Source organism: Zhihengliuella sp. (genome assembly GCF_031178195.1).
Taxonomy (GTDB): Bacteria; Actinomycetota; Actinomycetes; order Actinomycetales; family Micrococcaceae; genus Zhihengliuella.
Genome location: NZ_JAPSJL010000008.1, coordinates 125085 through 150686 on the forward strand (window position 1 = coordinate 125085; position 25602 = coordinate 150686).

26 protein-coding genes and 1 riboswitch are annotated in these 25602 nt (G+C 72.2%); of the genes, 20 read left to right on the plus strand and 6 right to left on the minus strand.

Annotated features, from left to right (window positions below):
* Window positions 1–154: 154 nt before the first annotated feature.
* From RIN46_RS11910 to RIN46_RS11920, 3 genes are all read right to left on the minus strand, one after another.
* On the minus strand, window positions 155–2140 hold the full coding sequence (locus RIN46_RS11910) for a hypothetical protein (protein ID WP_309081797.1): 1986 nt from the start codon (window positions 2138–2140) through the stop codon (window positions 155–157).
* Between the two features lie 108 nt (window positions 2141–2248).
* A complete protein-coding gene (murJ, locus tag RIN46_RS11915) occupies window positions 2249–3967 on the minus strand; it encodes a murein biosynthesis integral membrane protein MurJ (RefSeq protein WP_309081798.1) in 1719 nt (572 codons plus the stop codon).
* Window positions 3957–4442, minus strand: coding sequence for an NUDIX hydrolase (locus tag RIN46_RS11920; RefSeq protein WP_309081799.1), 486 nt, complete (start codon window positions 4440–4442; stop codon window positions 3957–3959). Before RIN46_RS11920 ends, murJ begins: the two co-directional genes overlap by 11 nt.
* Window positions 4443–4605: 163 nt before the next feature.
* Between RIN46_RS11920 and RIN46_RS11925 the strand changes: the two genes are divergently transcribed.
* Both RIN46_RS11925 and RIN46_RS11930 read left to right on the plus strand, forming a co-directional pair.
* The gene (locus tag RIN46_RS11925) at window positions 4606–6051 is read left to right on the plus strand and encodes a CCA tRNA nucleotidyltransferase (RefSeq protein WP_309081800.1); all 1446 of its coding nucleotides are present in this window, start codon (window positions 4606–4608) and stop codon (window positions 6049–6051) included.
* 144 nt (window positions 6052–6195) lie between these two features.
* Entirely contained in the window at window positions 6196–6777 is a 582-nt protein-coding gene (locus RIN46_RS11930) for a histidine phosphatase family protein (RefSeq protein ID WP_309081801.1), read from the plus strand.
* Here the strand turns inward: RIN46_RS11930 and RIN46_RS11935 are convergent.
* Complete coding sequence (locus tag RIN46_RS11935; protein WP_309081802.1) at window positions 6774–8120, minus strand: DUF418 domain-containing protein; 1347 nt, start codon at window positions 8118–8120, stop codon at window positions 6774–6776. The genes RIN46_RS11930 and RIN46_RS11935 overlap by 4 nt on opposite strands.
* Before the next feature lie 290 nt (window positions 8121–8410).
* On the opposite strand from RIN46_RS11935, the gene RIN46_RS11940 reads away from it, so the two are divergent.
* The 5 genes from RIN46_RS11940 to RIN46_RS11960 all read left to right on the plus strand — a co-directional run bounded on the left by RIN46_RS11940 (window position 8411) and on the right by RIN46_RS11960 (window position 11582).
* Entirely contained in the window at window positions 8411–8560 is a 150-nt protein-coding gene (locus tag RIN46_RS11940) for a hypothetical protein (protein WP_309081803.1), read from the plus strand.
* Window positions 8561–8623: 63 nt separating this feature from the next.
* On the plus strand, window positions 8624–8809 hold the full coding sequence (locus RIN46_RS11945; RefSeq protein WP_309081804.1) for a hypothetical protein: 186 nt from the start codon (window positions 8624–8626) through the stop codon (window positions 8807–8809).
* The gene (locus RIN46_RS11950; RefSeq protein WP_309081805.1) at window positions 8809–8946 is read left to right on the plus strand and encodes a hypothetical protein; all 138 of its coding nucleotides are present in this window, start codon (window positions 8809–8811) and stop codon (window positions 8944–8946) included. Before RIN46_RS11945 ends, RIN46_RS11950 begins: the two co-directional genes overlap by 1 nt.
* Window positions 8947–9325: 379 nt before the next feature.
* Window positions 9326–9847 carry a hypothetical protein gene (locus tag RIN46_RS11955; RefSeq protein ID WP_309081806.1) on the plus strand — a complete coding sequence of 174 codons (522 nt, stop codon included), beginning with the start codon at window positions 9326–9328 and terminating at the stop codon, window positions 9845–9847.
* Between the two features lie 67 nt (window positions 9848–9914).
* The gene (locus RIN46_RS11960) at window positions 9915–11582 is read left to right on the plus strand and encodes a formate--tetrahydrofolate ligase (RefSeq protein ID WP_309081807.1); all 1668 of its coding nucleotides are present in this window, start codon (window positions 9915–9917) and stop codon (window positions 11580–11582) included.
* Between the two features lie 103 nt (window positions 11583–11685).
* Here RIN46_RS11960 and RIN46_RS11965 read toward each other — a convergent pair whose 3' ends face one another.
* Window positions 11686–12771 (minus strand): inositol-3-phosphate synthase, encoded by a 1086-nt coding sequence (locus RIN46_RS11965; protein WP_309081808.1) that lies wholly within the window; start codon window positions 12769–12771, stop codon window positions 11686–11688.
* A 157-nt stretch (window positions 12772–12928) separates the two neighbouring features.
* On the opposite strand from RIN46_RS11965, the gene RIN46_RS11970 reads away from it, so the two are divergent.
* From RIN46_RS11970 to rplI, 12 genes are all read left to right on the plus strand, one after another.
* Entirely contained in the window at window positions 12929–13954 is a 1026-nt protein-coding gene (locus RIN46_RS11970) for an ROK family protein (RefSeq protein ID WP_309081809.1), read from the plus strand.
* Between the two features lie 40 nt (window positions 13955–13994).
* The gene (locus RIN46_RS11975) at window positions 13995–15506 is read left to right on the plus strand and encodes a glycosyltransferase 87 family protein (RefSeq protein WP_309081810.1); all 1512 of its coding nucleotides are present in this window, start codon (window positions 13995–13997) and stop codon (window positions 15504–15506) included.
* A gap of 74 nt (window positions 15507–15580) precedes the next feature.
* Complete coding sequence (locus RIN46_RS11980; RefSeq protein WP_309081811.1) at window positions 15581–17167, plus strand: NAD(P)/FAD-dependent oxidoreductase; 1587 nt, start codon at window positions 15581–15583, stop codon at window positions 17165–17167.
* Between the two features lie 195 nt (window positions 17168–17362).
* Window positions 17363–18757, plus strand: a complete 1395-nt coding sequence (locus RIN46_RS11985) for a histidine kinase (RefSeq protein ID WP_309081812.1) — start codon at window positions 17363–17365, stop codon at window positions 18755–18757.
* Window positions 18747–19409, plus strand: coding sequence for a response regulator transcription factor (locus RIN46_RS11990; protein WP_309081813.1), 663 nt, complete (start codon window positions 18747–18749; stop codon window positions 19407–19409). The genes RIN46_RS11985 and RIN46_RS11990 overlap by 11 nt, the downstream gene beginning before the upstream one ends.
* Window positions 19410–19419: 10 nt before the next feature.
* Window positions 19420–19581, plus strand: coding sequence for a hypothetical protein (locus RIN46_RS11995; RefSeq protein WP_309081814.1), 162 nt, complete (start codon window positions 19420–19422; stop codon window positions 19579–19581).
* Between the two features lie 63 nt (window positions 19582–19644).
* The gene (locus tag RIN46_RS12000) at window positions 19645–20994 is read left to right on the plus strand and encodes a M18 family aminopeptidase (protein ID WP_309081815.1); all 1350 of its coding nucleotides are present in this window, start codon (window positions 19645–19647) and stop codon (window positions 20992–20994) included.
* A gap of 362 nt (window positions 20995–21356) precedes the next feature.
* Window positions 21357–22121 carry a transglycosylase family protein gene (locus RIN46_RS12005; RefSeq protein ID WP_309081816.1) on the plus strand — a complete coding sequence of 255 codons (765 nt, stop codon included), beginning with the start codon at window positions 21357–21359 and terminating at the stop codon, window positions 22119–22121.
* Window positions 22122–22445: 324 nt separating this feature from the next.
* Window positions 22446–22751, plus strand: coding sequence for a 30S ribosomal protein S6 (gene rpsF, locus RIN46_RS12010; protein WP_309081817.1), 306 nt, complete (start codon window positions 22446–22448; stop codon window positions 22749–22751).
* Window positions 22752–22796: 45 nt separating this feature from the next.
* Window positions 22797–23405 (plus strand): single-stranded DNA-binding protein, encoded by a 609-nt coding sequence (locus tag RIN46_RS12015; RefSeq protein WP_309081818.1) that lies wholly within the window; start codon window positions 22797–22799, stop codon window positions 23403–23405.
* A gap of 63 nt (window positions 23406–23468) precedes the next feature.
* The gene (rpsR, locus tag RIN46_RS12020) at window positions 23469–23708 is read left to right on the plus strand and encodes a 30S ribosomal protein S18 (protein WP_309081819.1); all 240 of its coding nucleotides are present in this window, start codon (window positions 23469–23471) and stop codon (window positions 23706–23708) included.
* Window positions 23709–23725: 17 nt separating this feature from the next.
* Window positions 23726–24187 carry a 50S ribosomal protein L9 gene (gene rplI / locus RIN46_RS12025; RefSeq protein ID WP_309081820.1) on the plus strand — a complete coding sequence of 154 codons (462 nt, stop codon included), beginning with the start codon at window positions 23726–23728 and terminating at the stop codon, window positions 24185–24187.
* A gap of 169 nt (window positions 24188–24356) precedes the next feature.
* Here the strand turns inward: rplI and RIN46_RS12030 are convergent, their stop codons facing one another.
* Window positions 24357–24710 carry a hypothetical protein gene (locus tag RIN46_RS12030; protein ID WP_309081821.1) on the minus strand — a complete coding sequence of 118 codons (354 nt, stop codon included), beginning with the start codon at window positions 24708–24710 and terminating at the stop codon, window positions 24357–24359.
* Window positions 24711–24895: 185 nt separating this feature from the next.
* Window positions 24896–25014, plus strand: a riboswitch (SAM riboswitch).
* A 51-nt stretch (window positions 25015–25065) separates the two neighbouring features.
* Between RIN46_RS12030 and RIN46_RS12035 the strand changes: the two genes are divergently transcribed.
* Window positions 25066–25587, plus strand: coding sequence for a flavin reductase family protein (locus RIN46_RS12035; protein ID WP_309081822.1), 522 nt, complete (start codon window positions 25066–25068; stop codon window positions 25585–25587).
* Window positions 25588–25602 lie beyond the last annotated feature (15 nt).

The window sequence follows — 25602 nt, forward strand, 5'->3', positions numbered from 1 at the left end:
GGGAGCGTCGAGGGGATGGGACGCCCCGCCCGCGGCGCTCAGCGCGGCGGGCAGGGCCGTTTCTGCCTACGTCAACCCTAAGCCGTCGGCGTCTATTCCCTCTACGCGGGGCCACCGGCGAGTAACGGAGCGCCGCCGGTGGCCCCGCAGCGGGTCAGCTGACCCTGAACTCGGCCAATTGGAGACCGTAGGGGCGCGAGTCGTTGTACGGGTTCGCCAGACGTGGGAGCTCCGTGACGTTGAAGAACACGTACTGTCCCTCGACGCCCTCGCCCTCGCTGCCGACCGGCACCGTCACGCTCGGACCGGTGAAGGACCCCTGCGTGATGGTCTGCGCGGACCCGAAGTCGTCGGACTCGCCGACGGCGATCTCGTACGAACCACCCGATCCGTTCAACCCGGAGAGCTCGATCTGGTTGATGGCGGAGACCTCCTCTAACTCCACGACGAGGATCATGTTGGACGCGAAACCGCCGAAGTCCGGCTGCGTGAAGGACAGCGAGCGGTAGAGGCTGGCCTCGTTGCCGTCGATGAGGTTCGGCAGCGTGTCGTCCGTCTGCGCATTGAGGTCCTGGGCGCCGGGGACGACGCGTTCGACGTCGCTCGCCACCGGAGCAACGGCCTGCTCGGTGGGCGAGGGGGCCGCGGAGGGTTCCTCCGTGGCGGAGGGCGACTCCTCCGACGTCGGAGTGTCGCCACCGGCCGTGGGCTCCTGCTCGTCGCCGCCGAGGGTGTTGAAGGCGAAGATCACGGCGACGATCAGGACCAGGCCCAGCAGGGCGCCGGCCACCAGGCGGGTCCAGCGCGGACCGCTCTCGGCCTCGTCCTCCTCCTCGTCCCGATAGCCAGCACCGGCACCGGCACCTGCTCCGGCCGCTGCCGCGTCGTCGTCCTGGAAGTTGCGCGCAGCCTCGGGGAAGACCGACGGCGCGCGCTCGGCGCCGGCGGCACCGGCAACCACACCCGCGCCCGCCGTCGCGTGGCGGCTGGACTCCGCCGCGTGGCCCGCCGGGGCCGAGCGAGGCGACGGCCCGTCCTGAGCCTCCGCCTCGGCGGGGCTCTCGACGCGCGGCTGAGCGCTCGTCGGAGCGGGGGGCTGCGGGCTGCCTGCCGCGGCACCAGCCGCTGCGGCCCCCGCCGCCCCTGCGGCGGCCCCGGCGGCGGCGGCGCCGAACCCCGGGCCGGACGCCTCCGGCTGGTCCTCATCCTCGTAGACGGTCACCTTGTCCGAGACGGCCGGGCCGGCCGCCGTCGGCGTCGGCTCCGCGACGGCGTGCTCCGCCGTGCGGGCGTCCGTCTCCTCTGCCGGTTCCTGCGCGGTCGCTCCACCGACGGCCTGCGCCTGGGTCTGCTGCTCGCCGGTGTCGAACTCGTCCGCCACGTAGTGGGTGGCGGCGTCGTCGCCCCCGTACTGGCCCGTGGCGTACGGGTCGGACGTGTAGAGCGCCGCGCTGTCCGGGGCGCTCTCGGGGGCGTCGTCGACGTCCTGCTGGTGGTTGTCCTGCTGGTGCTCGGCGGTGCCGACGTCCTCGCGGTCCTGGTCGGCCTCGCTCCGACGGCGCGCCGCGGCACTGCCCGCCGCCGCGGCGGCACCGGCCATGCCGGCGGCCGCGGCACCGCGCGCCTTGGAGAGGCGGGAGCGAAGGCCCGCGATGCGGTCCGAGAGGTTGATCTCCGGCAGCCGCTCGCCCAGCGGGCTCTGGCGGTCGTTCTCGTCGAGCTCGGCGTAGTACTCCGGATCGTCCTCGTACGTCTGCGGCTCGCGGGAACGGCTCTCGCCGAAGATCTCCGAGCCCAGCGTGTCCGTGTAGAAGGGCTCCACGTAGGGGCCCTCGGTCGCCACCATCAGGTCCAGCAGGTCCGTCGGCTCGGCCAGGTTGGTGATCAGGTAGGTCGCCCCGTCGGAGACTCCGAGGTCCAGCACCTGCACGCTGCTGTAGCGCTCGCCCGTGGCGATCTCGCGCGCGCTGGTGGTCATCTGCTCGGCGTTCTCGGGAGCGGCGACCGCGATGCTCACCGTGCGGTTGAGGACCTGGTCGATACCCTGGAGGACGACGTCGCCCTCGGCTGACGTCAAGACGCTACTGGTCACCTTGTACCGGCCGCCGAGAACGGTGCCGACGTCGATGGGCTGCGACACTATTGACTCCCAAGATTGTCTTCCGGGTACAGAGGACCCCTGTCGAATGCTGTGACCATGCTACCGGCCAGCCCCTGACTCGCGGGGAAGCGCGGTGGTCCGCCGTGATCAGCGGCGGCGGAGGCGGGAGACGTCCGGGATGCGGCGGGAGAGCGGGCCCAGGAACTCGCCGAGCTCCTCCACCTGGGCGGCCCGGAGCAGCAGGAGGTACACGAGTGTCATCGCCGTGCCCGAGGCCGCGAGCGAGACCAGCGCGGGGAGGATGCCGGAGAACGCGAAGCCGCCGTCGTACCCGCCCAGGAGCCAGAGGACCAGGCCGCCGGCGAGACCGGAGGCGACGGCGATCCAGCCGACGCGGATGTACGTGCCGGCGACGCGGCCGACCTCGTAGTCGCCGTGGCGGCGCACCACCAGCACGTGGGCGATGACGGCGCTGAGCACGTTGGTCACGCCGTAGAGCAGGGCGATCCCGACGACGATCCGCGTCGGCGGGACGACCGCGGACATCGTGAAGGCGGCGACGAGGCCGACGACGGCGATGGCCGTCTGGATGAGCATCGGCGTCTTGGTGTCCTCCTGCGCGTAGAAGACGCGGATCAGGAAGAAGTGGATGCTCTTGAACGGCAGGCCGAGCGCCGTCAGGACCAGGAGCTGGCCGATCGCCGCGCCGGCCGCGGCGCCGTTCTCCGAGGTGCCGCCGAAGAGGCGGCCCAGGGGGCCCGCGAGGACCACGATGGCGACGGACGCGAAGACGATCGGCACCGCCGTCGTCCGCAGTCCCTTGGAGACGAGCGCCGGGACGTCGCCGGCGCGGTGGTCGTGGAACGCGCGGGTGAGCTGGTTGAAGAGGACCGTGGCGAGGGAGAGCGCGAAGATCGAGTGCGGGAGCACGGTGATCAGCTGGGACGTGTTCAGCGCGTACTCGCCGGCGACGGTGCTGGCGCCGGACTCGAGCTGCTCGCGGGCCGCGGTGGCCTCGGAGGCGATGCGCGAGTAGAGCAGGGAGGCGAGGTTGCCGACCATCATCGAGGCGAGCGTCCAGGCGGCGATCTTCCCGACGTGCGTCAGCCCCATACCGCGCCAGCGGAAATTGGGGCGGATGCGCAGGCCCGAGGTGCGCAGCGGCCAGAACAGGACGATGGCCTGCAGGGCGATGCCGAGCGTCGAGCCGCCGGCGAGCAGCGCGGTCTGTGCCGGCGTCCAGGCGGCGAGTTGGTCGTCGCCGACCCGGAAGGCGCCGAAGAGGCCGATGTACGTCCCGATGACCGCGATCTGCACCACGTTGTTGACGACGGGCGCCCACATGAACCAGCCGAAGCGACCGTGGGCGTTGAGCACCTGGCCCACCACCGAGTAGACGCCGTAGAAGAAGATCTGGGGCAGGCACCAGTACGCGAAGGCCGTGGCGAGCGAGAGCATCGGCGGCGTCCAGCCGACCGTCAGGGCGTTGATGATGGGGCCCGCGAGCAGGGTCATCAGGCCCGCCGCCGCGGCCATGAAGACGACCGTGAGCGTGATGAGCTTGGAGGTGTACTCCGAGCCCCGGTCCTCGTTCTTGGAGGCCTTGATCAGCTGGGGGACGAGCACGACGTTGAAGACGCCGCCGGCGACGAGCATGAAAATGATCGTCGGGATGACGTTCGCCTTCTCGAAGATGTCGGCGATGGGGGTGACGGAGCCGATGGCGACGGCGAGCAGCGCCGTCCGCACGAAGCCGAGGACGCGGGAGACGGTGGTCCCGCTGGCCATGAGCGCGTAGGCGCGGGAGTTCTGCGCGGCCTCGCCGTCCTGCTCGGTGCCCGAACGGGTGGAGCCCTCAGTCGACATGCCGCGGAAGGACCTCACGGGCGAGCTCGGCGATGCGCCGCTCGTTGGGGAAGGAGAGGCGTCGGCCGAGGTCGCGCAGCGGCACCCAGTCGACGTCGACGGCCTCGTGGTCCGGATCGTTCTCCACCGTCAGCTCGCCGCCGGTGGCGCGCAGCAGGAAGTGGTGGACGGTCTTGTGGACCCGGTAGGTGGAGACGGTGAACCAGTAGTCGATGCTGCCCAGCGGGGCCAGCACGTCGCCCTGGATGCCGGTCTCCTCCTCGACCTCGCGGACCGCGGCCTCCTCGTTGGACTCGGCGCCCTCCGGGTGGCCCTTCGGCAGGCACCACTCCAGGCGCCCGCCGCGGTTGTACCGGGCGATGATCGCCACGGGGAGCTCCGCCTTGGCGACGTCCACGATCACACCGCCGGAGGAGACCTCCTCCACGGTCGGGAGCGTCTGCTGGCCCTGCTGCTGCGCGTGCGCGTGCGCCATTGACGCTGTCAACGGCGTGCGCTTGGGTGCGCGGGGTACAGGATGGGCCATGCATTCCACTCTAGCGAGGATTTCCACCGGGGTGCGTTCTTGCCCACGTCGGACGCGAGTCACCCGTCGTTCGGCCCCCGGACACCTGGATATCTGACACCATTAAGGAACTATGCAGCAGCTCCCCGCACCCGCCGCCCTCCAGCGCGCCCTGCCCGGCGTCGTCTTCGACCTCGCAGCACGCTTCACGGCGGCCGGCCACGAGCTGTCCCTCGTCGGCGGCCCCGTCCGCGACCTGTTCCTGGGGCGTGTCTCGCCGGATCTGGACTTCACCACGGATGCGACGCCGGAGCAGACTCTGGAGGTCGTCTCCGGGTGGGCGGACGCCGTCTGGGAGATCGGGCGCGAGTTCGGGACCATCGCGTTCCGCGTGGGCGGCGAGACCATCGAGGTCACCACGTACCGGGCCGAGGCCTACGACCCCGAGTCCCGCAAGCCCGTGGTGGCGTTCGGCTCGAGCCTGGAGGACGACCTCTACCGCCGCGACTTCGCGATGAACGCCATGGCGCTGCGCCTGCCGCAGCTGGAGCTCGTGGATCCGTTCGGCGGGTACACCGACCTCGAGGCGGGCGTGATCCGCACGCCGGGCGCGCCGGCGTCGTCCTTCTCCGACGACCCGCTGCGCATGATGCGCGCCGCGCGCTTCGCCTCCCAGCTGGGCATGGACGTGCACGACGACGTCCGGCGGGCCATGGTGGACATGGCCGAGCGGATCGCCATCATCTCCGCCGAGCGGGTGCGCGACGAGCTGGTCAAGCTGATCTGCGGGGACGCGCCGCGCGCCGGTGTGGACCTGCTGGTGGACACGGGGCTGGCGGAGAAGGTCCTGCCCGAGGTCTCCGCGCTGAAGCTGGAGACGGACGAGCACCACCGGCACAAGGACGTCTACCAGCACTCGCTGCAGGTCCTCGAGCAGGCCGCCGGCCTGGAGACGGACGCCGACGGGCCGGTGCCGGCCCCGGACTTCGTGCTGCGCTTCGCGGCGCTGATGCACGACGTCGGCAAGCCCGCCACGCGCCGGTTCGAATCCAACGGGGCGGTCACCTTCCGCCACCACGACGTGGTGGGGTCCAAGCTGGTCAAGAAGCGCATGCGCGCGCTCCGGTTCGACAACGACACGATCAAGGCGGTCGCGCGCCTGGTGGAGCTGCACATGCGGTTCTACGGGTACGGCGAGGCCGGCTGGACGGACTCGGCGGTGCGCCGGTACGTGAACGACGCCGACGACCTGCTGGAGCGGCTGCACCGGCTGACCCGCTCCGACGTCACCACGCGCAACCGGCGCAAGGCGGAGCGGCTGGCGCACGCCTACGACGACCTGGAGCGGCGCATCGCCGAGCTCGCCGAGGAGGAGGAGCTCGCCGCGGTCCGCCCGGATCTGGACGGCGAGGCCATCATGGCGCTGCTCGGCATCCGGCCTGGTCCCCTGGTGGGCCGTGCGTACCGGCACATGCTGGAGCTGCGCCTGGACCACGGTCCGCTGGAGCGCGAGCGGGCGGAGGCCGAGCTGCGGGCGTGGTGGGCCGAGCAGCCCGAGGCCGCCGAGCCGGCGGAGTAGTCCCGCGCGGTGCGACTCCGCGCTGCGGCGCCGGAGGGGCAGGGGCCGCTCCCGTCATGCGGCGGGTGCCGCCCCGCAGCGGTGACGTAGAGTACGGACCGGATCCCGGGTGGGCCCGGGCCGACGCGAACTGAGGAGCGATCTGTGCCGAACCAGCCCCGACTCTGGGTGGTCCGCCACGGCGAGACCGAGTGGTCCCGCAGCGGCCAGTACACCGGATTGACCGACATGCCCCTGACGCCGGACGGCGAGGCCCAGTCGCGCGTGGTCGGCCAGAAGCTCGCCAACTTCGGCATCGAGTTCAACCTGGTGCTCACCAGCCCTCTGGGCCGCGCGCGGAGCACCGCGGAGCTCGCCGGCTTCGCCGGGGCCGAGGTGGTGCGCGAGGCGCACGAGTGGGACTACGGCGACTACGAGGGCATCGAGTCCAACGAAATCCGGCGGCGGACGCCGTCGTACGTGATCTGGGACGACGGCGTGCCGAACGGCGAGCTGCTCGACGACGTCGCGGCCCGCGCCGATGCCGTCATCGAGCGCGTGCGCACCGAGCTCGACGACGACGGCCACGCGCTGCTCTTCACCCACGGCCACTTCAGCCGCGTGGTCGCGGCCCGCTGGCTGGGGCTGCCCGCGGACCGGGGCCGGCACTTCGTGCTCGGCACCGCACAGGTCTCCCGGCTCGGCTGGGACAAGAAGACGCCCGTGATCGAGGCCTGGGGGCTCTAGCCCCGGACGGGCTCCGGCTCGGGCGCGCCCCGCCGCCAGGACGGGCGCTGCCAGTAGGTGAGCGCGCGCAGCAGGCCCTCCACCGGCCCGCGCGCGAAGCGCCGCATCCACAAGGCGCTCAGCACCAGCTGCGCCGCGAAGACGGCCCCGCAGATCCCCAGCGCCGCGAACGGATGGACGCGGTTCGCCAGGTCCAGGCCGTAGTCCGTGTAGATCGCCACCATCACCACGGACTGCCCCAGGTAGTTGGACAGGGCCATCTGGCCGGCCGGTACGAGCGCGTTCCGCACGCGCCGGCCCGGCCCGCTGCGGAACAGGAGCAGCAGGGCCGCGACGTAGGCCGCGGTCAGGAACGGGCCGGTCAGTGCCGCCACCCCGAACGCGGCCGTGCTGCCGACCAGCGGGTGCAGGCCCACGTACGCCCACGCGGTCGCGGCCGCGCCCGGCAGACCCACGGCAGCGCCGACGAGCAGCACCCGCAGGAGCGTCCGGCGGGTCAGCCGCTCGAACCAGTGGTCCTTCGCCGCGGACAGGCCGACGAGGAAGGCCGAGAAGGCGACGGGCCCCTGGACGAAGACCATGCTGGCCAGCGTGCTCGGGTATATGCCGATCAGGAACTGCGCGTACGGCTGCGCCAGGAGATTCGCCGTCGCCGAGAGCTCGCTCTGCAGCATCGACTCGAACTCGGGTGCGGACAGCGCCAGGCCCATCAGCGCGGCGATCGCCACCATGCCGGCACCGACGACGCCGATGATGATCGCCGCCGTGACGCGCGCCGCCCGGGGGCCGATGTAGCGGAGCCCGAGCAGCAGTGTGCCGGCCAGCGCGTACGTCAGCAGGATGTCGCCGGTGAAGAGCAGCAGCCCGTGCGCCAGCCCCAGGACGAAGAGCCCGGCGAACCGGCGCAACGCGACGGCGGCGAAGTCGTCCGGGCGGCCTGCCGCCGCGGCCCGTCGCGCCGTGGCCTGCCACAGCAGCGCGAAGCTGTAGCCGAAGAGGAACGAGAACAGGATGTAGAACTTCCCCATGAGGAGACCGGCCACCAGCGCGTGGGCGGCGGTCCCGGCGGCATCGGTGGGGGAGGGGGTGCCGAGCAACGAGGCCGGATCGGCAAACGTCTGCACGTTGACCAGGAAGATGCCCAGCAGCGCGAACGCGCGGAGGGCGTCCAGGTCCACCAGTCGGTACAAGGTCGTCGCGCGGCCGCACGGCCCGGGGACCTCGGACGCACGGCCCATGGCCGTGGTGTCCACGGGCGCATGTCCCTCGGCGGGTGGGCCGGACGGCTCGGCGCTCGGTGCGCCGGCGCGCGGCGTGGCGGGGTCCTCTGCCTCGTGGCTCATGAGCTCCAGCGTAGAGAGCAGCGGGTCCGGTGGGTATCCGCCGAACGGCTGATCTTCCGAACCGCTCGCGCCCTCCCTCGATCCGGAGAAGTCGGCCGGGAGACGCCGGCCGCCGGGGGCGGGCGCCCCGCAGCGCTCTCCGAGGAGCATCCGCAAAAATTTTCGGATCACCACTGGCGCTCGCCGGGGCTTCGGCGTACAGTGATGCTTGCGATTGAGTTTCCTCAATCTGACATTGCAGGCATTCGAGCGCCGGGAGACCGGTGCTCGCGAGTGAAGGAGGTGGATTCGTGAACAAGAACATGGCGCTTAACGCAGTGGCACTCTCCCCGATCTACGCGGGCGGAGGAATCACCGCCGCGACCGGCTTTACCACCGGCCGGACCGACGACCGTCGTCGTTTCCGTTGCACGAACCGCCTCCGGGGCAGCCTGACCTAGAACGCTCACGCTGCTCCCGGGGCCTCTCCCATACACCGAGGCTTACCACCAGGAAGAGCAGCAATGTCCTCCCAGCAGACGTCGTTCCACTCGCAGGCCCCCCGTTCCCTCAGCGCCCAGATCGGCACCGAACGCGCCGGAATCGAGTTCTACTTCTCCGGCCCAGACTTCATCAGCGCCCGCCGGCACCACGCGGTGCGCGATGACCAGATCTCCGCCCTCCTCGAGCGAGAGGAGGTGAAGTACTGATGAAGCGCCGCAAGCAGTCCGGCAAGGCCAAGCAGATCAACCGGCCCGAGTTCGTCGACCAGCACAAGATCAACGCCGAGTCGCTGAAGGGCCACCGGCCCAACGTGCCCCACGAGATGTGGTTCCGCGTCAGGTGACGTCGCTGGAATCGGCGACCCCTGACCGGGATCTTCCAGCCTGAGCAACCGCTCGGGACCGCCGCAGCGGCGGTGCCGCCGAAGGAGAGGAGGAGTACAACATGATTGATTTTGCACCGGAGGCCTTCGCCTCCTGAGTTCCGCAGGAACCGCACGACGACGTCGCAGCCGTCCCGCGGAACCGAGCCCGGGCCCGTCGCCGCACCGAGAAGTGCACGCGGCGGGCCCGGTGCCGTTCGTCGCCCCGGCGTCCGCTCGCCCAGCATGCCGCGGGTCGGGCCGGCCGGCCTCGCCAGACCCTCCTTCGCGGGGCACACTGAGAACACGGGTCACGCAGGGACGCCTGACCGATACAGGGATACCGCCGAGGATGTGCCGAATGATGGAGTCCGCGACACGTGCGCAACCGGTGTGCGCCGGGGTGCTGGCGATGGCCGCGCTCCTCCTGGTCTCCTGCAGCGCGACGCCTGGACCCCGACCCGCGCCGGAGTCTGCGTCCGGGACGGTGCTGGCTTTCGACGGAGCCCCTGAGTTCGTCGCCGGGACCTACACGCCCCTGGAGGGGTCCCCGGACATCCTGCGGCAGGGAGCCCTCCGTCCGGATGCCGCCGGCTGCCTGACCCTCGTCGAGGTAGACGGGACGGCCCACCCGATCCTGTTCCCCCGGGGGACACGGGTGTTGGAGGACGGAACGCTCCAGGTCCCGGGGAGGCTGGTGCACCGACCGGACGAGGCCGCGGATCGGGGTCGGGAGACGGTCGAGTACCGGGTCGGGGAAGAGATCACCGGGAGCGGCCCGGAGATCAGCGGGGCGCGCGCTCGTGAGGGCGCCGAGGGCGCCGTGCTGCCCGATGGGTGCTATCCGGCCGCCGAGCCCAGCTACTACCTTCTGGTCCCCTGATACGTCCCGAGGGGGCGCCGGGTCCGGGCCCCTATCCGCTCCGCGGGTTCGTTGGTAGCGTCGGAATGTGAGCACCGACACACCCGTAGGGGTTTCCAGCACCAGCGCCGGCGTCAAGGCCGGCCCCAGGCCCATCGCCGAGATCGCCGCGGCCGCGGGCATCCCCGAGTCGGCCCTGGAGCCGTACGGCCGGCACCTCGGGAAGATCGACGTGGACCAGCTGCCGCCGGGCGATCCGACCGGGGCCGTCGTCCTCGTCACCGCGGTCTCGCCGACGCCGGCCGGCGAGGGCAAGTCCACGGTCACCGTCGGCCTCGGCGACGCGCTCGCGGCGGCCGGGCACCGCACCGTGATCGCGCTCCGCGAACCGTCACTCGGCCCGGTCTTCGGCATGAAGGGCGGCGCCACGGGAGGCGGCGAGGCCCAGATCATCCCGATGGACAGGATCAACCTTCATTTCACTGCTGACTTCCACGCCATCACCAGTGCCAACAATCTCCTGGCCGCGATGCTCGACAACCACCTCCACCACGGCAACTCCCTCGACATCGACCCGGGCTCCATCGGCTTCAAGCGCGTGCTCGACATGAACGATCGGGCGCTGCGCCGGTTCCGCCTCGACTCCGGCGGTGGACGCGAGACAGGATTCGAGATCACGGCCGCGAGCGAGGTCATGGCCGTCCTGTGCTTGGCTCGTGACATCCCGGATCTCCGCCTGCGTCTGGGCCGGATCACCGTCGGGTTCACGCGCAGCGGAACCCCGGTGACGGCGGACGACCTGCGGGCGGCCGGGGCCATGACCATGCTCCTGAGGGAGGCCTTCAAGCCGAACCTGGTGCAGACCCGGGCGGGGACGCCGACGCTGGTGCACGGCGGGCCGTTCGCCAATATCGCGCACGGCTGCAATTCGGCCGTCGCCACTAACACGGCCCGGAGGCTGGCCGACGTGGTGGTGACCGAGGCCGGCTTCGGCGCCGACCTCGGCGCGGAGAAGTTCCTGGACATCAAGGCGAGGGCCGCCGACTGCGCGCCGACCGCCGTCGTGCTGGTGGCGACCGTCAGGGCGCTGAAGATGAACGCCGGCCGGGCGAAGGACGAGCTGGTCGACGCCGACCCGGCCGCCGTGGAGGCCGGGCTGCCCAATCTGGCCCGCCACGTCGCCAACGTCCGCCGCTACGGCTACGACCCGGTGGTGGCCGTGAACCGGTTCGGCACCGACACCGCCGCCGAGCTGGCCGTGATCGAGCGGTTCTGCGCCGAGAACGGCGTCCGCTGCGCGCTCACCGAGGTCCACGCGCGTGGAGCGGACGGGGGCGCCGAGCTCGCCCATCACGTGGGCGAGCTGCTGGACACGACGCCGTCCTACCGGCCGATCTACCCGCCGGAGGCGGACGTCGAGGAGCAGCTCGAGGCGATCGTGCGGACCGTCTACGGCGGCGACGGCGTCGAGCTGGCACCCACGGCCCGCGCGCAGCTCGAGCGGATCCGGGCCCACGGCTGGGAGCGGCTGCCCGTCTGCATCGCCAAGACGCAGTACTCCTTCAGCGACGACCCGTCGCTGCTCGGCGCCCCCAGTGGCTTCACCGTGCGCGTCCGGGAGCTGATCCCGCGGACCGGAGCCGGGTTCATCGTCGCGCTGACCGGGACGATCATGACCATGCCCGGCCTGCCGTCCGTCCCGGCCGCCGAGGGCATGGACGTGCTCGACGACGGGAGCGTGACCGGGCTCTCCTGAGGCCCGGCGCAGCCGGGCACCGCTCGGGCACGGCGGGACACGGCAGAGGCCGGCCCCTCCCGGCTGCGGGAGGGGCCGGCCTCTGGGCGAACGGGTGCCGGCGCTACTGGTCGGCGTCGCCGCGGATGAAGGCCTCGACCTTCTCGTGCGCGACGTCGTCGTTGTACTGCTCCGGCGGGGACTTCATGAAGTAGCTGGACGCGGAGAGGATGGGGCCGCCGATGCCGCGGTCCTTGGCGATCTTCGCGGCGCGGACGGCGTCGATGATCACGCCGGCGGAGTTCGGGGAGTCCCAGACCTCCAGCTTGTACTCCAGCGAGACGGGGGCGTCGCCGAAGTTGCGGCCCTCGAGGCGCACGAACGCCCACTTGCGGTCGTCGAGCCAGGAGACGAAGTCGGACGGGCCGATGTGGACGTCGTCCGCGCCGAGCACGGCGTTCGTGTTGGAAGTGACGGCCTGGGTCTTGGAGATCTTCTTGGACTCGAGGCGCTCGCGCTCGAGCATGTTCTTGAAGTCCATGTTGCCGCCGACGTTCAGCTGGTACGTGCGGTCCAGCGTGACGCCGCGGTCCTGGAACAGGCGGGCCATCACGCGGTGGGTGATGGTGGCGCCGATCTGGGACTTGATGTCGTCGCCCACGATCGGCACGCCGGCCGCGGTGAACTTGTCCGCCCACTCCTTGGTGCCGGCGATGAACACGGGCAGGGCGTTGACGAACGCGACCTGGGCGTCGAGGGCGGCCTGCGCGTAGAAGTGCGCGGCGTCCTCGGAGCCGACGGGCAGGTAGCAGACCAGCACGTCCACCTCGGCGTCCTTGAGGGCTTGCACGACGTCGACGGGCTCGGCCGTGGACTCCTCGATGGTCTGGCGGTAGTACTTGCCGAGGCCGTCGAGGGTGTGGCCCCGCTGGACCGTCACGCCGGTGGCGGGGACGTCCGCGATCTTGATGGTGTTGTTCTCGGAGGCCACGATGGCGTCGGCGAGATCCAGCCCGACCTTCTTGGCGTCGACGTCGAACGCGGCGACGAACTGGACGTCGTTGACGTGGTAGTCGCCGAACTGGACGTGCATGAGGCCGGGGACGCTGGCCTGGGGGTCGGCGTCCTTGTAGTACTCGACGCCCTGAACAAGTGACGCGGCGCAGTTGCCCACGCCCACGATTCCTACCCGGATGGGGTTACCCGACAACGTGACTCCTCAAGAGAATTTCGCGAAAAAAGGTGGACAGGGCATGGCAGGGCCGTGTCCACAGTCTTAATGAGTCTAAGTGACCACGGGGGCGGCGTATTCCCGGCGCGCGGAGTGACCCCCGTCTCGTCCGGGGTGGATCGGGGAGAATGCCGGGATGACCCAGAACCAGTTCCAGGGGCCCGGCGGAGCACCTTCGAGCGACGGCGGCCCGGCCATCGGCATCGACGTCGGCGGCACCAAGATCGCCGCGGGCCTGGTGGATGGCGGCGGACGGGTGCTCGAACGGACCGTCCGCCTCACGCCGCGCCCGGCCGGGGACCCGGCCTCCGAGGAGATGAAGGCGGAGGCCGTGGAGGCGGCCGTCGTCGCCGTCGTGCAGGAGCTCGGGGCGAGCGCGCCCGATGCGCCGGTGGGCGTCGGTGCCGCGGGCTGGATGGACCGCTCCGGCCGCGAGGTCCTCTTCAGCCCGCACCTCGCCTGGCGGAACGAGCCGCTGCAGGAGCGGCTCGAGTCGGCGCTCGGGCGGCCGGTGGTCCTGACCAACGACGCCGATGCGGCCGCCTGGGCCGAGTGGAGGTTCGGTGCCGCCCGGGACGAGTCGCACGTCGTGTGCCTGACCCTGGGGACGGGGATCGGCGGGGCGACGATCGTCGACGGCCGCATCCAGCGGGGCCGGTTCGGCGTCGCCGGAGAGTTCGGGCACCAGACGATCGTCCCGGGCGGCCACCGCTGCGCCTGCGGCAACCGCGGCTGCTGGGAGCAGTACGCGTCCGGCAACGCGCTCGGTCGCGAGGGCCGCGGGCTCGTCGAGGCGGGCTCGCCGGTGGCGCACGCGCTGCGGGCCGCGGTCGACGACGACGCCGCGCTCGTCACCGGGGCCCTCGTCACCCGGCTCGCGGAGGAGGGGGATCCCGCCTGCCGCGACCTGATCGAGGAGATGGGCCAATGGCTGGGGCTGGGAATCGCCAACCTGGCCGCAGTCCTGGACCCGGGGGTCTTCGTGATCGGCGGAGGCCTCGGCTCGGCGTCGACGGCCCTCCTCGAGACGGCCGAGCGTTCCTACCGGCGCTCGCTCAGCGGCCGCGGCTACCGGCCGTTCGCCCGGGTGGCGCAGGCGGAGCTCGGAGCCGACGCGGGGCTGATCGGCGCGGCCGATCTGGCGCGGGCACGCCGGACCTGACCCGGTCCCGGGCCGGGCGGCGCGCCGATAGGCTGGCCGCATGGCATCGACGTCGCCCCGCCCCCGGACCCCGGCTCCCCGGACCACCGCCGGCCGGACCCCTGCCGCCCCGGCGCCCGCGCGGATCACCGCTCCGTCGCGCAACGACTCCCTGCTGCGGCGCTTCACCGAGGTCGTGGGCGGCCCGCTGGGCCGGCACACCGAGCCGGGCGTGACGCCCACGGGCTTCTGGACGATCGACCGGGTCCTCATCGCCCTGACCATGCTCGGCGCGATCCTCGCCGTGGGCGTCAAGAACGCCTGCCGGGTGGGCGGTTGGACCGGCCTGAACGCCTACCAGTGGGCCTGCTACTCCGACTTCCCGGCCCTCTACTACGCGCGCGGCCTCGCCGAGAACCCGCTGGCGCCCTTCCTCGCCGGCTCGGACTTCGAGTACCCCGTGCTGATGTCCGCCGTCGCCTCCTTCACCGCCGCGCTGGTCACGCCGGGCGACTACGACCGATCGCTGGCGTTCTTCGACGTCAACGTCCTCTTCATCGCGGTGCTGTGGGCCGCCGTCGTGCTCCTCACCGCCCGGACGGCCGGACGGCGGCCGTGGGATGCGGCGATGGTCGCGCTCGCGCCCGGGATGATCCTCGCCTCGACGATCAACTGGGACCTCTGGGCGGTCGCCGCGCTCGCCGGGGCCATGTACGCGTTCGGCCGCGAGCGCACGCTCCTCGCGGGCGTCCTGATCGGGCTCGGCACGGCCACCAAGCTCTACCCGGTCCTGTTCCTCGGGGCGGTCCTGGTGCTGGCGCTGCGCACGGGCCGGTGGAGGGCCTTCGGCACGACGGCGGCCGGCGCCGCGGGTGCGTGGCTCGCCGTGAACCTGCCCGTGATGGCCTTCAACTTCGAGGCGTGGAGCGTGTTCTGGACGTTCACGCGGGAGCGCGAGGCCGGCTGGTCCTCGCTGTGGCACGCCTGGAACACGGTGGCCCGGGGCGTCGGCGCGGAGGGCCTGTCCGCGGAGACCATCAACTCCGCCGGGTTCTGGCTCTTCTTCCTCGCCTGCGTCGCCGTCGCCGTCCTCGGCCTGGCCGCGCCCCGGCGTCCGCGCATCGCGCAGCTGGCGTTCCTGATCGTCGCGAGCTTCATCCTCTTCAACAAGGTCTACTCGCCCCAGTTCGTCGTCTGGCTCGTCCCGCTGGCCGTCCTGGCGCTGCCCGGCTGGCGGGACTTCCTGGTCTGGCAGTTCTTCGAGGTCCTGCACTTCTTCGCCATCTGGGCGTACCTGTACTCGTTGGACGCCCAGCTCGAGGCCACGAACGCACTGGCGCCGTCCGCCTATGTGCTCGCCGTCGCCGGCCACATGCTCTCCCTGCTGTATCTCATGGGCCGGGTGGTGCACGGCATGCTCGCCCCGGAGGCGGATCCCGTCCGGCGCACGGGCGCCGGCAACGTGGTCCAGGACGATCCGGCCGGCGGGCCGTTCGCCGGCGCCGCGGACCGGCTGACGCTGGCCTCCCTGCGGGCAGGGCTGCGCCCCGCCGCGCGCGGCGCGGACCGCTGACGGGCCCGTGGACGACCAGCGTGAGCGACCACCGGGGGCGACCACTCTGGGGAAGCGGGGGCGAGGAGCGGGCCGTGCTCCCTGACCCCGGCGTCGCCCCCGGCTCCGCCGCGGGACTGGAGGCGGCCGTCGTCGGCTCCGGCCCCAACGGCCTCGCCGCGGCCGTCACGCTGGCCCGCGCCGGCGCCCGGGTCACCGTCTACGAGGCGGCCCCCGCGATCGGCGGCGCGGCCCGGACCGCCGTGCGCGACGTGCCGGGCGTGGGGGAGGTGCACTACGACGTCGGCTCCGCCGTCCACCCCACCGCCCTCGTCTCCGAGTTCCTCGCCGGGGTCGGGCTGACCGAGCGGGTCGAGTTCGCCCGCCCGGAGATCTCCTACGCCCACCCGCTGCCGACGGGCGGGGACACGGCCCGGGGCCGCGGCGGGACGGGGCCCGGCGGCTCCGGGGCGGCGGCCGGCCTGGCCTGGCGGGACCCGGACCGCACGCTGGCCGGACTCGCCGCCGCGGCGCCCGCCGAGGCGGACGCGTACCGCCGCATCGTCCTGCCGCTGGCCCGCCGGACGGAGGACCTCGCCCGGCTCCTGCTGCACCCGGTCCTGCCGCTGCCCGCCCTCGGCCCGCGCGGACGCGGCGCGACGACGGCCGCGCGCCTGGCGCTGGCCTCCGCGGCGCTCGCCGTCCCACCCCTGCACGGGGCCCTGACCCGCCGCGCGCCCGTGGTCGCCGCGATGCTGGCCGGGTTGCGCGCCCACCTGCCCGGCGGCGGGACCGGCCCCGGGGCGCAGGGGGCCGCGCTCCTCCTCGCCGCGCTGGCGCACGGCCAGGGATGGGCGATCCCGCGCGGCGGCTCGGGGGCCATCACGGGTGCGCTGGCCGCGGTCCTGGCCGAGGCCGGCGGACGGATCGAGCTCGGCCGCCGGATCGACGACCGGCGGGAGCTGCCCCAGCCCCTCGTCCTGTTCGACACCGCCCCGGAGGCCTTCGCCGCCGCGGTCCCGGGGCTGCCGGCGGCCGTGGAGCGCCGCCTGCTGGAGCGTCGGCGCGGACCCGGCGCCGCCGTCGTGCACTTCGTGACCGGTGCGCCCGTCCCGTGGGCCGACCCGCGCCTCGGCGCCGCCGGCACCCTGCACCTCGGCGGAGGCGCCGTGGAACTCGCGGCCTCCGAACGGGCGAGCCGGAGCCGCTTCCCGGCGGAGAACCCGTACGTGCTGTTGAGCCAGCCGTCCGTGGTCGACCCCGGCCGCGCCCCCGCCGGGCACCACGTGCTCTGGACATACACCCACGTCCCGCCGGGCGGTCCCGGGGCCGAGGCGGTGCGTGCCGCGGTGCAGGCGCAGATCGAGCGGCACGCCCCCGGGTTCGGCGCCACCGTGCTGGACGCGTGGGTCGAGGGCCCGGCCGACCTCGAGGCGGGCAACCCGAACTTGGTCGGCGGGGACATCGCCGGCGGCGCCGTCGACACGCGCGGGCTGCTCCTGCGCCCCGGATTCGGCCTCCGCTCGTCCCTCGGCGGCGCGCCCTGGCGCTCGCCGGCGGCCGGCGTCTACCTCTGCTCGGCGTCCACGCCGCCCGGTCCCGCGGTCCACGGGATGGCGGGCCACCTGGCCGCGCGGGCCGCCCTGGCCGACGCGCGTCTCCTCCGCAGGGCTGATCTTTGAGTCGAAGGGGCGCCATACGGCCGATTCCGTTCGCCGTTCGCGGCCGTAACACGCTAGCGTTGGAGAAACTGTTGCAGATGTCTCGGCCGGGTCGGGCCTGGAGACGCACAGTCCACAATCCGCGTTTGCCGGGGCAGAAACGAACGGCTGCCCCGGCAGACGCCTCCTTCTGAAGCGGAAGACCGGGCGCGGACGATGAGCCAGCCACAGGCCTACGATGCGGCCGACGTCAGCTTCGCCGAGCTGGCGGAGCGCCGCCGCGGGCCCCTGCTCCGCTTCCTGCGCCGGCATCCCCGCGGCACCGACGCACTGGTCGTCGCCTTCTACCTGGTCTCCGCGGGCATCCTGCTGACCCTGGCCGCCGGCCCCGTGCCGTGGCCGGCCCTCGGCTGCATCGTCCTCATCGCGGCCGCGCTCTGGTTCCGCCGCGCGGCCCCGTTCGCGGTGCTCGCGCTGGTCGCCGTCGCGACGCTCGCGCTCATGGTGGTGGACCCGTTCCACGGCATCTTCAGCCTGGGGCTCTGGCTGGCGCTCTACACGGCCGGGACCCAGTACACCTGGTGGCGCACGGCCGCGATGGCCATCCTCATGAGCGCCGTCCAGGTGCTCATGACCGCCCTGTGGGTCCTGCCGCACCTCATGGACCGGCAGCACGAGCCGCATATGGACGTGCAGATCGGCAGCTTGCCGGACGCGATCCTGCTGACCTCGGCCCTCACGGTCTCCGCGAACCTCATCTCCGTCGGCCTCGGCGCGGCGGTCCGCAGCAGCCGGCTGCACCAGGCCGAGCTGGCGAACTGGGGCCTGCGCGTCCAGCGGCTGGCCCAGATCCACGAACGGAGCCGGATCGCCCGGGAGATGCACGACGTCGTCGCGCACTCGCTCTCCGTGATGATCGCCCTCTCCGACGGCGCGGCGGTGGTGGTCAGGCGCAGCCCCGACCGCGCGCAGGAGGTCCTCGGCGAGCTCTCCACCACGGGCCGGCGCGCCCTGCGGGACATGCGCCGGGTGATCGGCGTCCTCCGCGAGGGGTCCGCCCCGCTGGAGCCGCAGCCCGCCGGGGCGACGCTGAACCAGATGCTCGAGGGCTTCCGCGTGGCCGGACTGCCGCTGGAGTACAGCGCGTCCGGCTGCGAGCTCCCCGACGACGCCGGGCTGCGCCTGACCGTGCACCGGATCATCCAGGAGTCGCTCACCAACGTGCTGCGCCACGGCCGCGACGTCACCCGGGTGACGGTGGAGTGCGCGGTCGCCGGGCACCCGTCCGGCGGCCATGCGGTCCGGCTCCGCGTGCACGACGACGGCCGGCCGGCCGGGCGCGGCGAGCCCCGCGGGCCGGAGGGCCGGGCGGCCCCGGCCGGGGGGCCGGGCGCCCCGGACGGCTCCGCCGCGGACGCCGCCGGGAGGCCCGGCCGCGACGGCGGCCCGCCCGGATCGGGCCAGGGGCTGCGCGGCATCGCCGAGCGCGTCGCCATCTACGACGGCACGTTCCGTGCGGGGCCGGACCCCGCCGGCGGGTGGAGCGTCGAAGCCGAACTCAGAGTCACCGCAGAAATATGCCCAGGGGGGAATACGGAAGATGACCAGTGAGATCAGCGTCCTGCTGGCGGACGACCAGCACCTGATCCGGATGGGCTTCTCGCTCATCCTCGACGGCGAGGAGGACCTGGCCGTGGTGGGCGAGGCGCCCGACGGCGCGGCCGCCGTGGAGGAGGCGATGCGGCTGCGCCCCGACGTCGTCCTGATGGATGTGCGGATGCCCGTCCTCGACGGGATCGAGGCGACCCGGCGGATCACCTCGGCCCTGCCGGACACGCGCGTGATCATCCTGACCACCTTCGGCCTCGACGAGTACGCGTACAGCGGGCTGGAGGCCGGGGCGTCGGCGTTCCTGCTCAAGGACGTGACCCCGCCGCAGCTCGTGGCCGCCGTGCGCGCCGCCGCGAACAGCGACGCGGTCGCCCCGCAGGAGACCAAGCGGCTGTTGGCCGAGTTCGGCCGCACCCGGGCCGAGGACCCGCTGCTGCAGGATCTGACCCGGCGCGAGCGCGAGGTGCTGGAGGCGATGGCCGAGGGGCTCTCCAACGCGGAGATCGCGCGGAAGTTCTTCGTCTCGGAGGCCACCGTGAAGACGCACGTGCGCCGGATCCTGACCAAGCTCCACCTGCGTGACCGGGTGCAGGCCGTGGTCTACGCGTACGAGACCGGCCTGGTGGTCCCCACCCAGGGCCTGGACTACTGAGGCGGCCGGCGTGAACATCGAATTCCTGCGCAGCCCCTGGTTCCTGCTCGCCGTGCTGCTGCTCGCGACGGGCGCCTTCCTGCTCACCGCCACCGCCTGGAACGTGGCCGGGTGGGCCCTGGTGGTGGTCGGCCTCGCCGCCGTCGGGTTCGCCCGCTACCGGCAGGGCTGACCTCCGGTCGGTAGGATCGGCTCCCAAGGACCTGAAACGAACGCTTGAGGAAGAGGAACCACCGTGGTCGACCAGCAAGCACTCAACGCCGCCCGGGACGTCGAGCCCACCGCGCTCGACCACGTCGAGGACCTCGCCGCGTTCGTCGCCGCGTCACCGTCCAGCTACCACGCCGCCGCGGAGGGCGCCCGCCGGCTGGCCGCCGCCGGCTTCACCGGTCTGGACGAGGCGGCGGACTGGCCAGCCCCCCCGGGTCGCTACTTCGTGGTGCGCGACGGCGCGCTCGTCGCCTGGGTGACCCCCGAGGACGCCGGGCCGCGGACCGGCTTCCATCTGCTGGGGTCCCACACCGACTCGCCCTCGTTCAAGCTCAAGCCGCGCCCGACCACCGGCGCGCACGGTTGGCTGCAGGCCGGCGTCGAGGTCTACGGCGGGCCGCTGCTGAACTCGTGGCTGGACCGCGAACTCCTGCTGGCCGGCCGGCTGGTGCTGCGCGACGGCACCGAGGTCCTGACCCGGACCGACCCGCTGCTGCGCTTCCCGCAGCTCGCCATCCACCTGGACCGCCAGGTCAACGAGGGCCTGACGCTGGACAAGCAGCGCCACATGAACCCGGTCTGGGGGACCGGGGCGCCGGCGCAGGAGGACCTGCTCGGGGTGCTCGCCGCGGCGGCGGGCGTCGCCGCCGCGGACATCGGCGGGTACGACGTCGTGGTCGCCGACTCCCAGGCCGGCGCGGTGTTCGGGCACGAGCAGGCGTTCTTCGCCTGCGGGCGACTGGACAACCTCTCCTCGATGCACGCGTCGTTGGTGGCGCTGATCGAGCATGCCGAGTCCTTCGCCGGGGCCGCGGCCGAGGGCGCGGGGGAGCCCGGCGGGGGCCGGCGGATCGCCATGCTCGCGGCCTTCGACCACGAGGAGATCGGCTCGGCCTCCCGCTCCGGGGCGTCCGGGCCCTTCCTGCAGGAGGTGCTGGAGCGTGTCTCGGGAGGGCTCGGCGCGACCGCGGCCGACCGCTACCGGGCGTACGCGGACTCCGTCTGCATCTCGGCGGACGCGGGCCACTCGATCCATCCGAACTACCCGGAGCGCCACGACCCCGCGAACCAGCCGCTCCTCGGGGCGGGCCCGCTGCTGAAGATCAACGCGAACCAGCGCTACGCGACCGACGGGGTCGGCGCGGCCCTGTGGGCCCGGCTGTGCGGGGAGACCGGCGTCCCGTACCAGGAGTTCGTCTCGAACAACGTCATGCCGTGCGGCTCCACGATCGGCCCGCTCACGGCCACACGTCTCGGGATCCGGACGGTCGACGTCGGCATCCCGCTGCTCTCCATGCACTCGGCCCGCGAGCTGTGCGGCGTCGCCGACCCGTGGCGCCTGGCCCGGGTCGCGGCCGGCTTCTTCGCCGCCTGAGCCCCCACCGACTGAAGCCCCCGCCGATCGAGGCCTGCCGGCCGGGCCTCGTCTGAGGGCTCCACCGGCGGATCCCGGATGGCCCAGGGACGGCCTCGCGTGCGCGCGAGGCCGTCCACTCGAACTTAAGCGCCAGCTGAACGCCCCGTGTGAATCCGGGCGACGGCTTGACCCGCCCGGCCGCCGTGACCGTATCGTTATTAAGTCACGTTTTGGTAACTGCCTATCTGGCGCCAAAACCGGAACGGCCCGTATCCCAGATCGTCCACGGGCCGTCAGGTCCTGAAGTCTATTCGGACGCCGGACGATCGCGCACTGAAGACCGGGGACGGTCTGAGCGTCGGGATGGCCCCTGGAGAGCTGTGATCCAGAAGAACAAGAACACCAAGAACTTCTCCCGTGCCGGCCTCGCCGGCGGTGCGGCAGTCCTCGCCCTGGCAGCGGCCGGCGTCGCGGCGGCGCCCGCCAACGCGGCCCCGACCTCCACGTGGGACGCGCTCGCCTCCTGCGAGTCCGGTGGCGACTGGTCCATCAACACGGGCAACGGCTACTACGGCGGCCTGCAGTTCAGCATGAGCACGTGGCAGGCCTTCGGCGGCACCGGCAACCCGGCCGACGCCTCCAAGTCGCAGCAGATCGCCGTCGCCGAGAAGGTCCTGGCGACGCAGGGCTGGGGCGCCTGGCCGGCCTGCTCCGCCAAGCTCGGCCTCTCCGGTACCGAGGCCTCCACCAGCAGCGACATTCAGGTCGAGGCCCAGGCGGAGAGCACACAGTCCGAGTCCGGCCAGAGCGCGGCCGCTGAGGCCGAGGCCCAGGCCCAGGCCGAGGCGGAGGCTGCCGAGGAGCAGGCCGCCGCCGAGGCACAGGCGCAGTCCACGGCCAAGCACCGGGCCGAGGGCCCCGCCTCGACCGAGAAGGCCACCGGCGGCGCCGGCAAGCACGTCGCCGAGGTCCAGGCCGAGGATTCCGGCGAGGACCACGAGGTCGCCAGCGGCGAGACCCTGGCCACCATCGCCGAGGACCACGGCATCAGCGACTGGCGCGCGATCTTCGCGCTGAACACCGACGTCGTCGCCGACCCCGACGTGATCTTCGTCGGCGAGACGCTCGACCTGCCGGTGAAGTAGTACCGGCCGATCGACCGACCGACTCCGTCGGGCGGGATCTCCGGGCAGGCCTGCCCGGTCCAGTGGCGGACCGCTTCCGAGCGGTCCGCCACTGGCGTGTCCGGGCGCCGCGCCGCCGTCGCGCTGTGCGCTGACGACGGCGTCGCGGCCGCCGGCACTGTTGTCCACACCTCACGCCGTCCGTCCCGGCGACGCCCTCGCGTCCGGTAGGATGGTGGAGGTTGTTTTTGCCCGCCCGCACATCGGGCGCGGCGTCCGACCAACGCAAAGAACCTCCTGTTACGGAGAGACCGTGACCGTTTAGCCCAAAGGAGGTGGGTTCACATGCGTAATTACGAACTTGCGGTGCTGATCGACCCTGAGGTCGATGAGCGTACCGTCGAGCCGACTCTCGAGAAGTTCCTGAATGTCGTTCGCAACGATGGTGGGACCATCGACAACGTCGACATCTGGGGCCGTCGCCGCATGGCTTACGAGATCCAGAAGAAGTCGGAGGCCATCTACGCCTTCGTCAAGTTCACGGCAACCCCGGCGACCTCCGCGGAGCTCGACCGCCAGCTGTCTCTGAACGAGAACATCCTGCGCGTCAAGATCTTCCGTCCGGAAGAGCCGAAGGCCGAAGCGAAGTAATTCGCCTCGAGTCCGCATCAGAAGAACCGATAGTCAGGAGACGTCATGGCAGGCGAAACCGTGATCACGGTCGTCGGTAACCTCACCGGCGACCCGGAACTGCGTTTCACTCCGTCGGGTTCCGCGGTGGCGAACTTCACCATCGCCTCCACCCCGCGGACGTTCGACCGGCAGACCAACGAGTGGAAGGACGGCGAGACGCTGTTCCTCCGCGGATCGGTCTGGCGCGAGGCCGCTGAGAACGTCGCCGAGACGCTGACCAAGGGCATGCGCGTCATCGCCCAGGGCCGGCTGAAGTCGCGTTCTTTTGACACCAAGGAAGGCGAGCGGCGCACCGTCATGGAGCTGGATGTCGACGAGATCGGCCCCTCCCTGCGCTACGCCTCGGCCAAGGTCACCCGCACCCAGCGCAACGCTGGCGGCAACCAGGGCGGCTTCGGCGGCGGCAACCAGCAGCAGGGCGGCTTCGGCGGGAACCAGGGCGGCGGCTTCGGCGGCGACTCCGGTTTCGGCGGCGGCACGGCTGCACCGGCCGGTGGCAATGGCGGCGGCTGGGCAGCTCCCGGCGCCGACAGCAACCCGTGGTCCACTCCGTCCGGCGGCAACGCCTCCGGTGGCGGCTGGGGCCCGGGCAGCGACGAACCGCCTTTCTAAACACTCACTATTCACCATCCCGCAGAAGACTCTGCGGGCTCCATAGAAAAAAGGAGCTCCACGATGGCTAAGGCTGATATCCGTAAGCCCAAACCAAAGTCCAACCCCTTGAAGGCCGCTGACATCACCGTCATCGACTACAAGGACGTCGCACTGCTGCGCAAGTTCATCTCCGATCGCGGCAAGATCCGTGCTCGTCGGGTGACCGGCGTGAGCGTTCAGGAGCAGCGCAAGATCGCGCAGGCCATCAAGAACGCCCGCGAGATCGCCCTGCTGCCCTACTCCGGCGCTGGCCGCGGCTAAGGGAAGGGACCCACAACATGGCAAAGCTCATTTTGACCCACGAAGTGACCGGTCTCGGCACCGCAGGCGACATCGTCGAGGTGAAGAACGGTTACGCCCGTAACTACCTTCTGCCGCGCGGTTTCGCCGTCACCTGGTCCAAGGGTGGCGAGAAGCAGGTCGAGTCCATCCAGGCCGCTCGCGAGGCTCGCGCCGTCGCGTCGCTGGAGGAGGCCAAGGAGCTGGCTGCGAAGCTGGCCTCCAAGCCGGTGAAGGTCCAGGTGAAGACCGGCGAGTCCGGCCGCCTGTTCGGCACCGTCAAGGTCGACGACATCGCGAAGGCCGTCGAGGCCGCTGGCCTCGGCTCCATCGACAAGCGCAAGGTCGAACTGCCGGAGCACATCAAGTCCACCGGTAACTTCGAGGCCACCGTGCGCCTGCACGAGGACGTCTCGGCGACCATCGCCCTGCAGGTCGTCCCGGCGGCCAAGAAGAAGTAGTCCCGCGCGGCACCAGCCGCACGGTTGCTTCAGCGCGGCGACAGCGCGCATCGACGAGGCCCCACCCCTTCGCGGGGGTGGGGCCTCGTCGCGTCGGGGGTGCCGGCGTCGCGTCGGGGGTGCCGGCATCGATGCATCGTAGTGTCGGCCTCGAGGCCGAGGGGCCGGGTCAGCGTCGGCGACGCGTCGCCAGCCACGCGAGGACCCAGCCGGCCTCCACGGCGGCATCGGCCAGATAGATCCGGCGGATGCGGCCGGACGAGCCGTAGAAGAGATCCACCAGACCGTAGGCCAGCGCGGAGCCCACGCCGAGGCGACGGGCCGTGCGGCGTCCCTCCTCGGTCGGCGTCGAGCGCAGGAGGGCGTAGCCGACGGCGATCGAGAATCCCGCGACCGTCTGGACGAGCCAGCGATCGGCCTTCGGGCCGGTGACTGCCACGAAGCTGCGGTAGTGGACCAGCGGCCACAGCCCCGCCGCCAGATCGAAGAGCCCGTGCGCCGTGGACAGTCGCCTCCACGCCATGCGTTCCCGCCTCCCCACTCGTTCCCCGGTCCCGGTCGGTTCCGGTTGCGGCTACCCTAGCGCGCGGCCCCCGCGAGCGATACGGGCACGCTCCTCGGGCCCGGCCGCCCCCGTGTGTCCCCGGCTTGCGAAATGTTGCGTCCGCCGTTGTCACAGAGGCGTCCCCGCACGTAACGTGGGGAGCGAATCAAGAGATTCAACGTCAAGCCCTGGCTCGTTGAACGGCAACCCTCCCTTTGCGGTAGTGGGGTGCTCCAGGTGATGATTCGGCCTTCCGGAACACGCCGGTGGGCAAGTACCGCGTCGCGGCCCGGCTTCCTCCGCCGGGTGGGCGCCACGACCACAGGCGGTGGCCATGACTGCACCCGAACCCGACCTCTCGACCGACCTCTCCGCCGGCGCGCTCCGGCAGGCCTTCGCGCGTCACCCCTCCGGGCTGGCGGCGCTCTGCGCCGTCGTCGACGGCGAGCCGCAGGGCATCGTGGCCTCCTCCTTCACCGTCGGCGTCTCCCTCGATCCGCCGCTGGTCCTGTTCGCGGTGCAGAAGGGCTCGCGCACCTGGCCGAGGATCCGCGGGGCGCTGCGCATCGGCGTCTCCGTCCTGGGGGCGACGCACCACGACGTCTGCCGGCAGATCGCCGCGCGCGACGGCGACCGCTTCGCCGGCGTCCGGTTCGACACGAGCGACGCCGGGGCCCTCTTCCTGCACGATGCGGCGCTCTGGCTGGAGTGCAGCATCGACCAGGAGGTCGACGCCGGCGACCACGCGGTGGTCATCCTCCGGGTCCACCGCCACGCCACGCACGACGGGGCCCACCAGCCGCTCGTGTTCCACGACTCGGCCTTCGCCACGCTCGCCGCGCCCGCGTACGTCTGACGCGGGCCACGCCGC

Excerpts from the sequence above, each read along its gene's own strand:
- murJ (WP_309081798.1), bottom strand. The coding sequence starts at position 3,967 with ATGTCGACTGAGGGCTCCACCCGTTCGGGCACCGAGCAGGACGGCGAG.
- RIN46_RS11920 (WP_309081799.1), bottom strand. The coding sequence starts at position 4,442 with ATGGCGCACGCGCACGCGCAGCAGCAGGGCCAGCAGACGCTCCCGACC.
- RIN46_RS11925 (WP_309081800.1), top strand. The coding sequence starts at position 4,606 with ATGCAGCAGCTCCCCGCACCCGCCGCCCTCCAGCGCGCCCTGCCCGGC.
- RIN46_RS11935 (WP_309081802.1), bottom strand. The coding sequence starts at position 8,120 with ATGAGCCACGAGGCAGAGGACCCCGCCACGCCGCGCGCCGGCGCACCG.
- RIN46_RS11945 (WP_309081804.1), top strand. The coding sequence starts at position 8,624 with ATGTCCTCCCAGCAGACGTCGTTCCACTCGCAGGCCCCCCGTTCCCTC.
- RIN46_RS11950 (WP_309081805.1), top strand. The coding sequence starts at position 8,809 with ATGAAGCGCCGCAAGCAGTCCGGCAAGGCCAAGCAGATCAACCGGCCC.
- RIN46_RS11955 (WP_309081806.1), top strand. The coding sequence starts at position 9,326 with ATGATGGAGTCCGCGACACGTGCGCAACCGGTGTGCGCCGGGGTGCTG.
- RIN46_RS11970 (WP_309081809.1), top strand. The coding sequence starts at position 12,929 with ATGACCCAGAACCAGTTCCAGGGGCCCGGCGGAGCACCTTCGAGCGAC.
- RIN46_RS11975 (WP_309081810.1), top strand. The coding sequence starts at position 13,995 with ATGGCATCGACGTCGCCCCGCCCCCGGACCCCGGCTCCCCGGACCACC.
- RIN46_RS11985 (WP_309081812.1), top strand. The coding sequence starts at position 17,363 with ATGAGCCAGCCACAGGCCTACGATGCGGCCGACGTCAGCTTCGCCGAG.
- RIN46_RS11990 (WP_309081813.1), top strand. The coding sequence starts at position 18,747 with ATGACCAGTGAGATCAGCGTCCTGCTGGCGGACGACCAGCACCTGATC.
- rpsF (WP_309081817.1), top strand. The coding sequence starts at position 22,446 with ATGCGTAATTACGAACTTGCGGTGCTGATCGACCCTGAGGTCGATGAG.
- RIN46_RS12015 (WP_309081818.1), top strand. The coding sequence starts at position 22,797 with ATGGCAGGCGAAACCGTGATCACGGTCGTCGGTAACCTCACCGGCGAC.
- rpsR (WP_309081819.1), top strand. The coding sequence starts at position 23,469 with ATGGCTAAGGCTGATATCCGTAAGCCCAAACCAAAGTCCAACCCCTTG.
- rplI (WP_309081820.1), top strand. The coding sequence starts at position 23,726 with ATGGCAAAGCTCATTTTGACCCACGAAGTGACCGGTCTCGGCACCGCA.
- RIN46_RS12030 (WP_309081821.1), bottom strand. The coding sequence starts at position 24,710 with ATGGCGTGGAGGCGACTGTCCACGGCGCACGGGCTCTTCGATCTGGCG.
- RIN46_RS12035 (WP_309081822.1), top strand. The coding sequence starts at position 25,066 with ATGACTGCACCCGAACCCGACCTCTCGACCGACCTCTCCGCCGGCGCG.